The following is a 13634-nucleotide window of genomic DNA, read 5'->3' as shown; positions in this document are numbered from 1 at the left end:
TCCGCTGTGGCAGGCTCGGACTCGGCGTGAGCCGGGGCGTCGGGGTCGCTCAGTGAGCGCGGCGGCGGGAGCGTCGCGTGGCGCACACCGCGACCAGGCCGATGACCGCCAGCGCGGCCGCGCGCTCCGTGGGCGCGTCGCCACCCACCCGGCAGCCGCAGCCTTGCTGAGGCGGGAAGGCGCGCATGCCCGCGTCGGCACCCTCTACCGCGTTGCCCGGAGGGCAGCGGCTCACGGTGGCTGGGCAGAGGCCGTCGTCGTCGTAGTCGCCGGTCTTGTTGCAGAGCGAGATGAGCGGCTGGATCACGTGGGCGGCCAGCTCGCTGCTCGCGTCCGTGACGGTCACCGCCGTGTAGCAGCCGGCGGAGGTGCGCTCGTAGTCGGCTCGGCCCAGCGAGAGCGAGCCCACGAGCTGCGCTTCCTCCACGACCCCACCATCGACCGTGCGCGTCACCAGGGTGAACACGCCTCCGCCGTCCATGCCCGCGAACAGGTCGAAGCCGGCGCGGAAGAACCGCTTCCCGCTGACGCCCTCCTCGGTCACCACCACGCCCGTGGAGCTTCCCCCTCCGCCAGGCTCGCCCACGTCGATCTTGAGCGGCACGCCCGAGGGAAACCCGGCCGCCCACACGTGCCCGCCGTTCCTCACCCCGGTGCACGTGGCCGGGTCCATGAAGCGCGGCGTGGCGGGCGTCCGGCCGACCACGGCCCGGTCCAGCTGGATGATGGCGTAGTCACCCGCGGAGTCCGAGACGAAGACACGGCTGCACGCGTACACGTCGTCCCGCTCGAGCGGCGCGAGCACCCCGTCGCTGGTGTAGCGGTAGTCGAACACCACGGACACCGCGCGGCAGGTGCGCTTGTTGGGCACGCAGTGCTCGGCGGTCAGCAACAGGTCGGCCGCGATGAGCGTCCCCCCGCAGAACGCCGCGGTGGGCTGGGTGGGGAAGGCCTCGCCGTCGCACAGCTGCCACAGCTCGCTCAGCTCTGGGGTCTCGTTGATGCTGGCCGTGGTCTCCGTGAGCGTGAGCGCGCTGGTGAGCATGAGCGCCCCCTGGCTCTCCGTGACGGCGGTCGCGATCAGGGGGGAGATAGTCGCGTCGTACGGCTCGGTGAGGGAGAACTCGCCCTGGACCAGCGGGGCCGTGGCGGGCCGGACGGGCTGGGCGTGGGCGCTGGCGCACAGCAACGAGAGCGCACACATCAGGGCGCGCTGAATGGCCCGCGACGCGCGGCGGTGTGAGGGGGTCGCCTTCATGCTCGGCTCCAGCATAGCCGATGCTGGTCAGCGCGCTCAGAAGCGTATCTGCAGCGTGGCCCCGGGCTCGAGGAGGTTGACCCCCACGGACAGCTGCCGGGCTCGTCCGCGACGCCACGCGACGATCGAGAGCACCAGCGCCGAGGTGGCCCCCGCGATCGCGAGTCCACGCGCCGCGCGCCTCTGCGTGTCGATGCTGCGCGCGTCCCACTCGGCGTCGCGCTGCTCGGGGGTACACCCGCCAGCGGGCTGTGCCCTGCACCACGCGCTCAGGGAGTTGAGGCGAGCTCGTCCGATGGCCCAAGGCACCACGGACAGCGCCGTCACACCGTAGGCCGCTCCTGCCAGGATCCAGGTGACACGCGGACGTGATGTTCGCGCGGGCGCTTGGGCGGGTTCGTCCAGCTCCAAGCCCAACGGAGGCGACGGGTCCGCAGGTGCCGGCGTGCTCTCGCTGGGCGGCGTGCTGCCTGCTTCGGGAACGGGGTCGGCTTGTTCGTCCGGCGCCACATCGGACGGCGCGTCCTCTGGTGCTGCCGCTTGCGTGGTCGCCGCCTGGCGCTGAGCCGCTGCGTCGCGGACTTGTCGCGTCTGCTCCCGTAGCGCGTCGTCCAGCGGCACCGTCGAGCTCGCCAGAGCCGCGTCGAGGTGCTCCACCGCGCCTGCGAAGTCGCCCAGCGCGAACAGCACGATGCCGAGCCCGCGGTGCGTCCGCGCGTTGGGCGACAAGGCGTGCGCGGCCGTGAACGCACGCAGCGCCGCTTGGTTGTCGCCGCGCTCATAGGCGCTCACGGCCTCTGCGATGGCCCGGTCGTAGGCCGAGCCGACGTCACGCTGGCTCGTCTCGTCGACCGGCTGCGCCGTGGCGACTCGCGCGACGCCCGGCGACAGGAGCAGCGCCACGAGCGCGGCGCGTACGATGGTCGTCGTCATGCTTCTGGTCTCGTGGCGAGGGTCCACGGGTCGTGGCCTGGCGCGAACCGAGCGCCCACGCAACCCATCCCGCACAGGTCAGAATTCATCGCGACTCAGGGTCAGGCTCGCGGGGGGCGCTCGACGCTCGAACTCCGCGACGTCCAACCGAGGCGACGTCGGAGCTGCCTCGCGCGTGGCGTCTTCTTGCGGAGCGGCGCCTGCCGGTGGGGCCATCTCGCCACGCGTGCCCGCACGTCGCGGCCGTGGCCCCGAGGCTGCGCGGGCCGTGTCCGCCTGCGGCGCGGGGGCCGGCGCTGCTTCATCGACGGGAGCCCTGTGGACGATGCCGGGTGCTGCCACGTCGGGCAGCTCCGGCGGAGACGCCGTGGAACCGGGCAGAGGCTGACCCTGAGACGAGGGCTCCTCCGAAGCGGGGGTCGCGACCGTGCCGCTCGGCTGGCCAGCTGGCTCTCGCCCCAGCTGTGTCATCGCCAGCGCGATGCCCCCCGCGACGAGCGCCGCGAGGACCCAGAGCGCACCGCGTCGACGCATCGGCAGCCGGCGGCCCTCCGCCGCAAGGGCCGCCTTGAACGCCCCGGCAGACTGAAAGCGCTGAGCGGCGTCCCGCGCCAGCGCACGCTGCAGCACGTCGTTCTGCGCCGAGACGGCGAGCCGTGGCGGCGTGCTCGTCGCCAGCTGGACTGCGAGGTCTGCGGCGGTTCGGGCAGAGTACGGCCGGGCACCCACGACCATCTCGTACAGCACCACGCCAACCGCGTACAGGTCCGCCCGCGCATCCACACGCTCCCCGCGCAACTGCTCGAGCGGCATGTAGGCGGGCGTCCCGAGCTGGGTGCCTGTACGCGTCAACCCAGCGAGGGCCTCTCCCTCGGTCATGTGTGCCACACCCAGGTCGAGCACCTTGACCAACGGGGCCATCCCCGTGCGGCGCGCGAGGAACACGTTGCTGGGCTTGATGTCGCGGTGGACCACACCCGCCGCGTGCAGGGCGCCGAGACCGTCCAGCATGCCTTGCGCGATGGACACGGCTTCTGGCCACGGGACGCGGCCGCCCGCGATGCGCGCATGCAGGCTCTCTCCCTCGAGGAGCTCCATGATGATGAACGGCGTGCTCGCCTCCGCCGACACATCGAGCACCTGCACGACGTTCGGGTGGCGCACCAACGCAGCGGCCCGCGCCTCACGGACGAAGCGACTGAACGCCTCGTCGCTGACGCCGTCGTGGTCGTGGAAGTGCATCCACTTGAGGGCCACCTGGCGGCCCAGGCGCTCGTCGGTCGCACGGTAGACGGTACCCATGCCCCCGTTGCCCAAGCGTTCCCCCACGCGATAGCGCCCCGCCACCAACGCAGGCGGCGGCGTCTGCTGCCGCGGCCGGGCCACCTCACGCAAGATGGCCCGCAGCGCCGGTCCGGTGGAGTCCGACGGTGTCGTGTGGGCGCCTTGCGTCATGTGTCCCTGTTCGCCAACGTGTCGAAAGGGTGAGGGCCGATCCGCACCTTGTCCAGGTCGTGCGCTGTGTGCGCTGGTCAGCCCACAGCACCTATTTTCGTCACAAGCCCCGGAGACCGCCTCTTCCAGAGCGAACCCCTTGGAACTGAGAGCGAGCCTACGATGAGAACACCGCAACTGAACTGGACGACCCTCTTGGCCCCACTGCTCGGCTTGTCGGGCTGCCTACAGGTGGAGGCCGTTCCTGTGGTCGACGCGGGTGTCGACGGGGTGGACCACGGGGGCGTGGGACAAGACATGGGCGCGGTGGATCACAGCGCGAGCTGGCCACAGGTGGTCTACGACGGGCAGCGGGAGATTTCCCAGGTCTACGCGTGCGAGTCCGCCCTACTCTGGTCGTTCTTCGCAACGGACGATGCCCTCGGCAATCGTAGGAATGACGAAGAGGTCTGGGCTTGGGAGGTCGGGAGTTCTCCGCAAATTCTAGCAGCGAACCTTCGCCCGCGTACTCGGCTTGCGGGGTGCCACGACGGCATGGCGTATTGGACCCAGACCGATGGCAGCGCGCTGTCCCTGCACCGACGTGAAATGTCCGGCACCTCCCCTGCGGAGTTCGTGCGGCCCGGTGGACCTTGGGCGATGGGGGACGATGGGCTCGTCACGCGCTGGCTCGACGGCGACGCTGGCGTCGAGGTCTTCGACGTCGAAAGCTCGTCGATGACTGTCTTCTCGTTTGATGGCCTCGGCGGGAGCCCCAACTTGTTCGGACGCGCGACGCGTGCCTACCGTGACCATGTGTACGTGACCGGCGACCCCGGGGGTCGCATTGCCCTCACCCCGGTAGCGGAATGGGAGCCTTTGGCTCTGGAGTACTTCGTGAATTTCGAAGCTGTTCCTGGGCACTTGGTGGTCAGCGACAGCCAGTTTGAATCGCGCGTCGAAGAAATTCGGGAGAATGGAGATGCCCTGACCTTGGGGGTGTCCTGTGAAGTAGGGGGTTCCGTTCTCCCAGTTGCGTCGGGACGCGGCGCTTGGGTCTTGTGGCACTTCGCGACCCGCGCATCGCCATGCTCAGAGGTCGGACGTAGTGCGGTTGATGCCAACGGCAACGTCCGCGTCCAAACGCTCCCAGACATCGCGCGGTTGGCCCAGGAGATGTCTCAAGACGGCGGCTCGTCAACGGTTTCGATCCGCGTACTCCAGTTCGGAGAGCAGATCGCGTTCGTCGATGTGCGTCGCGGCACCATTCGTCTCGTGGGCGAGCCTGCGTTCCCATGCGTCGACCCCGTCGTGCCGTGCCCGGTCGGTGCCGAGTGTGTGACGACGCTCTGCACAGACCTCCCGAACTGAGCCAATGCCCGTTTCGCCCCACCCCTCCTCGTTCGATGAGCGCTCCTCGCGGGAGGTAGGTCCTCGTGAGTGACGATGCCCGCGACGACACGGACTCCGCGATCCGTGAGGCACTTCATCGCGGCGACTTCGCGGCTGCTGTGACGCTCGCGCTCGACGCTCACCGCGCGCCACTCACGGCGTTCGTCCGGTCGCGCCTACCGTCCGTCGCGGACGCGGACGAAGTGATGGCGGAGGTGAGCGCCGCGTTGTGGGTGGCGCTCCCACGGCTACAGCTGCACACCAGCATGCGAGGCTATCTCTTTCAGATGGCGCGCCACGCGGTGAGTCACCATCTCGCGCGCGAGGTGCGCAGGGGGCGCAGTTTGGTGCCAGTCGAGGGACTGGGCAGTGAGGCGCTCGGCCTAGGCGCCGTGCGCACGGCAACTCCGCAGCATCTCAAGACCACCAACAAGGACCGCATCGCGTCTCTCCGAGCCGAACTGTCCGAGGAAGAGCAGCTGTTGCTGCAGCTGCGCGTGGACCGAGACCTCGCGTTTCGGGAGATCGCCCAGGCCATGGCGGAACCCGGGGTAGTGCTCGACGAGCAGTCCCTGACGCGGGCCGCCGCCCGCTGGAGGAAGCGGTATCAGCTGACCAAGGAGCGGCTGCGCGAGCTGGCTGTGGCGTCCTGCCTCCTGGAGCTTGACTAGAGGACGGTCCAAGATCGGCGGAAGCCCCAGCGTGTCCGACGCCCCGCATCCGGCGTTGCTCCTACTCGCCGATGCGGGGCATCGACTCGTCGTCGCGCCTCGCCTGCGAGCCTTCGTTCGACGCTGGGCCCTTCCGACGACGCTGATCTGTGCCCTACCTGACTAGAGCAGCGCCGACAGCACGCTCACCTGCCTCCGTGGAGAGAACGCGCCCGACTCCATTCTGCCTTGGCACATCGCGATCGACCGGCTAATGAGTGCGCAATGGAGAGACTCAAGCAACTGCACGGGTACGTCCTCGTGCCATTTGCCATCGCCACGCTGTTCACGGGATGCAAGGAGGAATCGCTGAACGACGCAGGTCCCCGCGACGGGGGGCTTCGTGAACTCGGTCACCACGAGGACGGCGGGGGGATGAACGTCGCGCCGCTGACGCCCACGTTGGTCTGGAACGGGCCTTCTCGGATGACGTCGCTCGGGGCGGACACCGACCACATCGTTTGGGTGGAGCCCAAGAGCAGCGAGACGGATGAGTACGGCGACCCGCTCGTGGCGGAGCGGCTCATGGCACTCGAGATTGGCTCCAGTGATCCGTACGTGGTCGCGACTCTCGACAACGACGCCCACAACTACCTGCTGGGTGTGTCACAGCGCTGGGCGGTGTTGGAGGTGGCACCGGGAAAGCTACTGGTATTCGATGTGACGGTGGTCGGAGGAGCTCCTACAGATCCGTTCCCGTTGCTTCCGGAGGCCCACCATCCGCACTTGTCCAACGGCACTCTCTATGCGGTGCAGCGCGATGAGGCCCCGAGCGCTTGGACGCTTCTCAGCGTGCGACTCACCCCTGAGATGGGCGCTCCAACTAGCCTGCCACTAGCCTTGGATTCACCAACCGTCTTCGGCATGGGTGCAGCGGGCGGCTTCGTTGCAGTGCTGGGGGCCGGCACTTTCCTCGACGAGTACCTGGTCACCATTTTTGACGAGAACACTGGCGAGGTGGTGGCCACAGACCGACAGTCGGAGAGCACCAACCTCCAGCTGTCCTCCGTTCAGCCCGATGCGACCATCTTCTATCGCCACGTGATCCCTCATGATGGGACCACGCCCTATCAGCACAACTCGGCATCGACGTGCGCGTTCAACACGGATACTTTGCGACGAGGTTGGTGCTACGCGGCAATCGGCCGTGCCTTGCTGCGGACGCCGACTCGTCACTACCGAGACAACCAGCTCATCGCCAACGAAGTTCAGGGCGATTCGTTCGTGGTCGACATGCTCGACGATGGAGTCCTCTGGGTGACGCGGACGGAACTCGGAGGTGGCGCCCCTGGCCAGGGATGGTTCCGGTTCTATGTCATGTCTGAACCGCCGCCCGAGCCGTGCCGTGAGCTGCACCACTGTGATGGGACCGGAGGTGTGTGCACAGATGGTCTGTGCACACCGCAGTAGCCGCACCGAGCCCACAACCTACAGGACACGGTCGCGACAACCACGCTTCGACCCACGCGCGGCTCGACCACCCCGCTTGACCACCCCGCTGACGCCCAGCATCGTTCCTTCATGAAGACTATCTTGACCTATGGAACCTTTGACCTGCTGCACGTTGGACACGTGCGGCTCTTGAACCGCGCCCGTGCCCTCGGCGGACGGTTGATCGTCGGACTATCGACGGACGAGTTCAACTCCGAGATGAAGGGCAAGAGGACAGTGATTCCGTATGACGAGCGCAAGGAGATCCTCGAGTCACTTTCCTCCGTGGACCTGGTCATACCCGAGTCGACGTGGGAGCAGAAGCCACTCGACATCGGGGCGCACGGAGTCCACACGTTCTGCATGGGTGACGACTGGGAGGGAAAGTTCGACGAACTCCGTGAGTTCTGTGAGGTCGTCTACCTACCTCGCACCAAGGACATCTCGACCACCTTGGTGCGCCAGCAGGTGCGCACCGGTTCACCGACTCGCGACCGCGAAGCACAGTGATGACGGGCGAAGATCCGCGACGTCACGGGCTGTGGTCGAATCTCCAGGCACTCGTGGCGTTGCGTTCGGCCGACCGTGAAGAAGTCCGGAAGGCATGGCGGGCGACCCATGGGAGTTTACTTTCGCGCGGGTTTCCCCTCGCGCTGACCTCGGAGCGCGAACTCGCCGCTGGCAACCACGCAGCCGCGCGAGAGGCCGCGCATGCGCTACTGCACGGCGCGCGCAACCCCGCGGGTAGCTTCTATCTCGCGCAGAGCCATGCCTACTTCGGCGAGTACGACGCCTGCATCACGCACCTGTCGAACCTCCTCTATGACCATCCACATCACGAGGAGGGTTCGTATCTGCTGGCGCGCTGTCTAGCGGAGACCGGATGCAAGGAGTCTGCGTGGCGTGTCCTGGAGGCCCTCCTCGCAGTGTGCGACCGCGTCAAGACTTGGCTGGAGATGGCCAACTTGGTTGAAGACCTCGACGATTTCGCGCGGCTTCTCGCGAACTGGTCGCGTGTCGGCGATCGCTACACCGGCCGTGCGCGTGACAACCGCCACATTGCGCGGCATCTGTCATTGGGCGCCCAACGTGCCGGCGCCTACGAGTTCGCAAGACACGTTTGGCGACGCCAGATTCTCGAGCTCAACGCCCGCGATTCGCGTCCATCGGCAGACGCCACGCGTCCCAAGGTGTATCGAACCGACCGCGCGGAGCGCGCACTCCTCGACGTTGCGGCTACGCTGCAACAAGCCAACATCCCGATGTTCCTGGTGAGCGGCACGCTGCTGGGCTGCATGAGGGAAGGCCGTCTGCTCGCCCACGACAACGACGTGGACGTTGGGGTCTGGGACGATGTCGACCGCAGCTTCCTCTTGTCCACTCTCCGGGGCGCCGGCCAGTTCTTGGTGCAGCCGTCGCGCTCAGACCGCACGATTCGACTCAAGCACCTCTCGGGCGTTGGCGTCGACGTCTTCGTGCACAGTCGGTCCGAGGATGACTACGCACACGGTGGCGTCAAGATGACCTGGCACAACTCGCCCTTCGAGCTCGTCGAGCGACCGTTCCTCGGTACGAGCTTTCTCACGCCCAGCGACCATGACCGCTACTTGACTGAGAACTACGGTGACTGGCGCACCCCACGAAAGACCTTCGACTCGGCGTTCGACACACCCAATGGCGAGGTCATCAACCAGGACGAGCTAGTCGTCGGCGCCTATCGCGCGTTGTTTGACGCCATCCACTCAGGGTCTACAAGCAGACTCGCGTTCTACACCGCAGCGTTGAACCGCTACGAGGAGCCTGTATCGGACCTCCTGCGCCGCAGCGTCCGCTAGCCGTCCCCCCTTCGAACGACCAACGGGTAGTCCATGAAGTCGAGCCTCACTCGCTCCACCGCCAAGATCAAGAAGCACCCCTACTACAAGAAGGTCGCGCCGCGATTCAAAGCGCTCTCCGCCACGTTCTGGGGCGGTGCCACATCGTTTCTCTCGCGTTTCGAAGCGCCGTCGAGCGCTGAGCACCTCCGCCTCCGCCTGCTTGGCATAGGGCTCGAGCGCCAACGTCGTTGGGTCGACGCCGAGGAGGTTTACCGAGGGGCGGCCCACAGGTTTCCTGACGCAGCCCACTACCACGACCGGCTGGCCCGGCTCTTTCGGCGGCGGAAAAACCGGTGGTTGGAGATCGAGTCCCTCGAGGCGGCGGTCGCGGCCAAGCCAACGAGTCCTTGGCTCTGGCACCGTCTTGGCCGGGCCCGCGAGGCCATGCAGCACTACGAGCAGGCCGCGCACGCCTTCTCGTCCGCAGCCGCGATCCGACCTCGCAGGTCACAGTGGCACTATCGGCACGGTCTCGCGTGGGAGCGGGCTGGGAACGACAACAACGCGCGGGAAGCCTACGCGCGCGCGATCGCCGCGGATCGCAAGCTCGACAGCGCGCGCTTCGGCATCGGTGTCTTTCACGAGCGCATCGGTCTGTGGGGCGATGCAGTCCGAGCGTTCAGGGACGCGGTTTCAGCGCGTCCCGCAGATGCGGAGCTCGTCCATCGCCTGGCGCGCGCACTCGACCGCTGCCACGAGTATGCCGAGTCGGCCAGTGCGTACGAGCAGGCCCTGGCACTCGACCCGTCGCAGACGCAGTGGGCGGGCCGCCTTGGGTCGATGCGCGAGGGCCTCGAACGTTGGTCCTCGGCCGCCGACGCGTACGGTCTCGCGGCGTCCACGCTTCGTGGGCCCCACTACTTCTGGCGCTATCGCCAGGGCTACTGCTTGGCGCAAATCGGGCGCTACGAGGACGCATGTGAGGCCTTTCTGCTGTCCCATCCGGAGACGGACCTCCCAGCGCTCACGGGAGACGAGCGGTCGATCGCGGAGTTGGTCGCGCACCTAACGCAAGACACTACGGACCCAGACGTGTTCCGACAGCTCGCCGAGGCGCACGAGCGCCGTGGCGAGTGGGAGCTCGCCGCAGAGAGCTACTGGCATGCGTTGGCGCGGTTTCCCACTCACCAGCCCACGCTTTGCTACCGACGTGGCGTCACCCTGTTTGGAGCCGGGCGACTTGCGGATGCGGTCGAGGCGTTCTTGGATACACGCCAGCTGCGTCGACCAATTGGCGTTTCAGACAACGTACTCAGATCAGATAGAGGTCTACGTCGCGTCGTCCATTATACGGAACATATCGAGACGCTTCACGTTCGCGATAGAACGGTTCTATACGAGAGCTTTCACGGTCGATCCATGGCTTGCAATCCGCTCGCGATCTTCCGATCCATCGTTGAAGATCCGAGGTTTGCAGATTGGGTTCACATATGGCCTATCAACGACGTTAACGTCGTTCCAAGTGAGTACCTAAGTCGTCGCAACGTCATCTTCATCAAACGCGAGTGCGATACGTATATGCGTCACCTCGCGACCGCGAAGTACTTGATCAACAATACGTCGTTTTCTTCGTACTTCATCAGAAGATCGGATCAGTTGTACCTCAACACGTGGCACGGAACGCCGCTCAAGACGCTCGGTAGAGACGTCTCGAACGACTTCATCGGGTGGCGGAACATCGCGCGGAACTTTCTGCACTGTACGCATATTATCAGTGGTAATGAGCACACTTCGAACGTGCTCCTCGAGTCGTTCGAAGTTGGAGGCGTATTTCCCGGGGTATTGGCCGAAACCGGATACCCTCGCGTCGACGCGACGCTCTCGATGGGCGCGGAAGAAAGGCGCGAACTGCGGCGCAGGCTTGGGGTAGCCGACGGCGCGCCTGTGGTGCTATATGCACCGACGTTCCGCGGTTCAGTTGGAAACGTGGAGGATGACATAGAGAGTGTCCGGCAGGATGTCGCAGCGATCCGTTCCGCGGGTTGCCATGTTCTCTATCGCGGACACTACTTCGGATCATATGACGACGCATGCGACACAGTGGTGTCCGCGATTCCTCCTTCAACGGTCGATACGAACGATCTGCTCGCGATTACAGATGTGCTCGTGTCCGACTACTCCAGCGTCGTGATCGACTTCCTTCCCACGCGCCGCCCAATCGTGCACTACATATACGACTTCGAGGAGTACAAAAGAGACCGTGGTCTGTACATTGATAGAGAGGATCTGCCAGGCATGTTGTGCGAAAGCCGGTCTTCTCTGGCGTCCGTTGTTGCTACTGCATTGGAATGCGATGTGGACGACGTTGCGCCAAAATATGAACGTGCCGTCTCTGCGTACTGTGCAGTAGAGGATGGGCATAGTGCTGACAGAGTGGTAGATTTTTTCTTCTACGATAAGACCGGAGGCGGTACCGTAGTCCGTCGCCGTTCGTCGACGCGCTCAGTGATCTTCTACGCAGGGCTATTTTCCGCCAACGGAATCACCGCATCGTTCACTAGCCTGGCGAAGCAACTCGAGCATGATGTCGATCTGGAGGCAGTAGTGATCGTCGAACCTGACGGCGTACGCAAACAGCCTGAACGTATCGAGTTGCTGTCTAGGCTGGGGAGGCGCGTGCGTATCTTCGGTCGCAACGGACGGATGAACGTCACGCTCGATGAGCGCCATGCCATCCAACACCAATCTGCGCACAACGACCTTCCCTCGCGCCCGCTCTGGTCAATCTACGAGCGAGCGTTTCGGCGGGAGGCGCGTAGGCTCTTTGGCGAAAGCGCATTCGATTGTGCAGTAAACTTCGACGGTTATGGCCATTTCTGGCCATCGCTCATGGGTAACATTGGTGCTGAGCGCCACGTCATGTATCAGCACAACGACATGCGAGGTGAACACGAGCTCAAGTTTCCGTCTCTTGCGGGGACGTTTCGGATCTACCGATACTACGACTCCCTCGTGTCCGTATCTCGGCGAACGCGCGATCTCAATCTCGAGAAGCTTGCGCATACCTACGACTTTCCCATGCCGGAGCATCGGTTCTGCGACAACGCCATTGACGCCGCCGAGATCATCAACCGCTCGCGCGAAGACCTATCTGAGGATCCAGTGGCCTCCGTGTTCTCAGGAGGCGATTTCGTGTTTCTGGCTATCGGTAGGCTCTCCCCAGAGAAGGGCCACGAACGGCTCATTCATGCGTTCTCGCGGATCCTGTCGACACACCCCAACGCCCGACTCTTGATCCTAGGTGAAGGGCCTTCTCGCGGCGTCTTGGAGGATCTCGTAAAAGGGCTCGGGCTTTCCGAAAGAGTCGCCCTTCCAGGCTTACGCCCGAACCCGTTTCCCTTCCTCCGACGCGCCGACCTGTTCGTGCTTCCCTCGCACCACGAAGGCCAAGGATTGGTGCTTCTGGAGGCTATGGTCCTCGGTGTGCCCATTGTTTGTACCGACTTTCCCCCCGCCCACGATGTGCTCGGGGACTCGTACGGTGAGATCGTCGAGAACAGCGAAGAGGGTCTCGTACGTGGCATGACGAACGCTCTCGAGGGCCGGGCACGTGCCGGCGACTTCGACCACGCGGCGTACATCGATGAGGCCGTGAAGGGATTCTACCGAAACGTTCTCGGGTGGGAGCGAGGTGGACGTCCTGCGTCCAACGACTGAGAGTCCCTCCGTACCTTCGGCTGGACGCTCGCCCAATTTCCCACGCGGGCTCGGCGAAATCCTACCGGTAGCTTGGGAGCTGGAGGCGCGAGAGGACGGGAAAGTGATCCGACGGTGGGGGCTCGCCCTCGCTGTGACGAAAGATCTCGGTGTCCTGGATGTGGAACTCGTCGCTCACGAACAGGAAGTCGATTCGCCTACCGTCCGTGTTGGAGCGAAAGCCATGATACGTCCCCTCCGATGCGGAGCGGGTGGGATGGACGCTACGGTAGGCGTCCCGCAGCCCGGTGGAGGCGGCGAACTCGGCGAGCGCCGGATCGTCTTCCGTCAGGTTGAAGTCGCCCCCGACGATCACGTTCGCGTGCGCATCCCGTGGCAGTCGGCTCGCGATGAGCCGGAGGCCTTCACGACGTGACTCGACGGCTCGATGATCCAGGTGTGTGTTGAAGAACCAGACGTCGTCGGGGCTGTCGCTCAACTGGACGTGGACCCAGGAGCACATGCGCGGCTCCTCGTTGCCCCAGCTGCGTGACCCCGGGACCGCGGGCGAACTCGATATCCAGAACACCCCACGATCGAGGATGCGAAAACGCCCGTTCCGCAACAGGATGGCAGCGTGCACGCCCCGCGCGTCACCTTGTGCGCTCCCAACTCCGAGGAAGGAGTACTGCGGTGCCCACCGGACGATATCCTCGAGCTGCGGGCGCGAGCCCTCCTGGATGCCCACGATGTCCGCGCCAGACCGGATAATTGTCTCCGAGAGCGCCCGTGCGCGGTGCTCCCACCCGTTCGCTCCATCCTGTCCTCGGTCGTAGCGGATGTTGAGTGACATGACGCGTAGCTCCACGACGCTGAAGAGCGGGAGCTTGATGGCACTGCTTGTCGTGTCCGGGGCGGCGCGCTGTAGGGTGGCGGAGGAGGCCGATCCGCTCGAGCCGCACC

Annotated in this window: 10 protein-coding genes; 6 read left to right on the top strand and 4 right to left on the bottom strand. The window is 65.4% G+C overall.

The annotated features are described in order from the left end of the window. Positions 1-49: 49 nt before the first annotated feature. The 3 genes from H6726_18700 to H6726_18690 all read right to left on the bottom strand — a co-directional run bounded on the left by H6726_18700 (position 50) and on the right by H6726_18690 (position 3646). The gene (locus H6726_18700; GenBank protein ID MCB9659684.1) at positions 50-1258 is read right to left on the bottom strand and encodes a trypsin-like peptidase domain-containing protein; all 1209 of its coding nucleotides are present in this window, start codon (positions 1256-1258) and stop codon (positions 50-52) included. A gap of 36 nt (positions 1259-1294) precedes the next feature. Continuing rightward, entirely contained in the window at positions 1295-2191 is an 897-nt protein-coding gene (locus tag H6726_18695) for a tetratricopeptide repeat protein (GenBank protein ID MCB9659683.1), read from the bottom strand. A gap of 78 nt (positions 2192-2269) precedes the next feature. Next, positions 2270-3646: a protein kinase gene (locus H6726_18690; GenBank protein ID MCB9659682.1), complete on the bottom strand. Its 1377-nt coding sequence runs from the start codon at positions 3644-3646 to the stop codon at positions 2270-2272. A gap of 162 nt (positions 3647-3808) precedes the next feature. Here H6726_18690 and H6726_18685 point away from each other — a divergent pair, with 162 nt between their 5' ends. From H6726_18685 to H6726_18660, 6 genes are all read left to right on the top strand, one after another. Beyond that, positions 3809-4996 (top strand): hypothetical protein, encoded by a 1188-nt coding sequence (locus H6726_18685; GenBank protein MCB9659681.1) that lies wholly within the window; start codon positions 3809-3811, stop codon positions 4994-4996. Positions 4997-5061: 65 nt separating this feature from the next. Continuing rightward, positions 5062-5688 (top strand): hypothetical protein, encoded by a 627-nt coding sequence (locus H6726_18680; protein MCB9659680.1) that lies wholly within the window; start codon positions 5062-5064, stop codon positions 5686-5688. 264 nt (positions 5689-5952) lie between these two features. After that, on the top strand, positions 5953-7137 hold the full coding sequence (locus tag H6726_18675) for a hypothetical protein (GenBank protein MCB9659679.1): 1185 nt from the start codon (positions 5953-5955) through the stop codon (positions 7135-7137). A 111-nt stretch (positions 7138-7248) separates the two neighbouring features. Beyond that, on the top strand, positions 7249-7668 hold the full coding sequence (locus tag H6726_18670; GenBank protein ID MCB9659678.1) for an adenylyltransferase/cytidyltransferase family protein: 420 nt from the start codon (positions 7249-7251) through the stop codon (positions 7666-7668). Further along, positions 7668-8993 (top strand): hypothetical protein, encoded by a 1326-nt coding sequence (locus H6726_18665; protein ID MCB9659677.1) that lies wholly within the window; start codon positions 7668-7670, stop codon positions 8991-8993. Before H6726_18670 ends, H6726_18665 begins: the two co-directional genes overlap by 1 nt. A 33-nt stretch (positions 8994-9026) precedes the next feature. Further along, positions 9027-12692 (top strand): CDP-glycerol glycerophosphotransferase family protein, encoded by a 3666-nt coding sequence (locus H6726_18660; protein MCB9659676.1) that lies wholly within the window; start codon positions 9027-9029, stop codon positions 12690-12692. 61 nt (positions 12693-12753) lie between these two features. On the opposite strand, the gene H6726_18655 is transcribed toward H6726_18660, so the two are convergent. After that, entirely contained in the window at positions 12754-13524 is a 771-nt protein-coding gene (locus tag H6726_18655; protein ID MCB9659675.1) for an endonuclease/exonuclease/phosphatase family protein, read from the bottom strand. Positions 13525-13634 lie beyond the last annotated feature (110 nt).

It is taken from the genome of Sandaracinaceae bacterium (assembly GCA_020633055.1).
Classification (GTDB): domain Bacteria; phylum Myxococcota_A; class Polyangia; order Polyangiales; family Houyiibacteriaceae; genus JADJJE01.
Note: the sequence above shows the minus strand (reverse complement) of the source record. Positions and strands in the feature narration are given on the sequence as shown.

What these genes read in the sequence shown, in the direction of transcription:
- H6726_18700 (MCB9659684.1), bottom strand. Translation starts at nt 1,258, where the DNA reads ATGAAGGCGACCCCCTCACACCGCCGCGCGTCGCGGGCCATTCAGCGC.
- H6726_18695 (MCB9659683.1), bottom strand. Translation starts at nt 2,191, where the DNA reads ATGACGACGACCATCGTACGCGCCGCGCTCGTGGCGCTGCTCCTGTCG.
- H6726_18690 (MCB9659682.1), bottom strand. Translation starts at nt 3,646, where the DNA reads ATGACGCAAGGCGCCCACACGACACCGTCGGACTCCACCGGACCGGCG.
- H6726_18685 (MCB9659681.1), top strand. Translation starts at nt 3,809, where the DNA reads ATGAGAACACCGCAACTGAACTGGACGACCCTCTTGGCCCCACTGCTC.
- H6726_18675 (MCB9659679.1), top strand. Translation starts at nt 5,953, where the DNA reads ATGGAGAGACTCAAGCAACTGCACGGGTACGTCCTCGTGCCATTTGCC.
- H6726_18670 (MCB9659678.1), top strand. Translation starts at nt 7,249, where the DNA reads ATGAAGACTATCTTGACCTATGGAACCTTTGACCTGCTGCACGTTGGA.
- H6726_18665 (MCB9659677.1), top strand. Translation starts at nt 7,668, where the DNA reads ATGACGGGCGAAGATCCGCGACGTCACGGGCTGTGGTCGAATCTCCAG.
- H6726_18660 (MCB9659676.1), top strand. Translation starts at nt 9,027, where the DNA reads ATGAAGTCGAGCCTCACTCGCTCCACCGCCAAGATCAAGAAGCACCCC.
- H6726_18655 (MCB9659675.1), bottom strand. Translation starts at nt 13,524, where the DNA reads ATGTCACTCAACATCCGCTACGACCGAGGACAGGATGGAGCGAACGGG.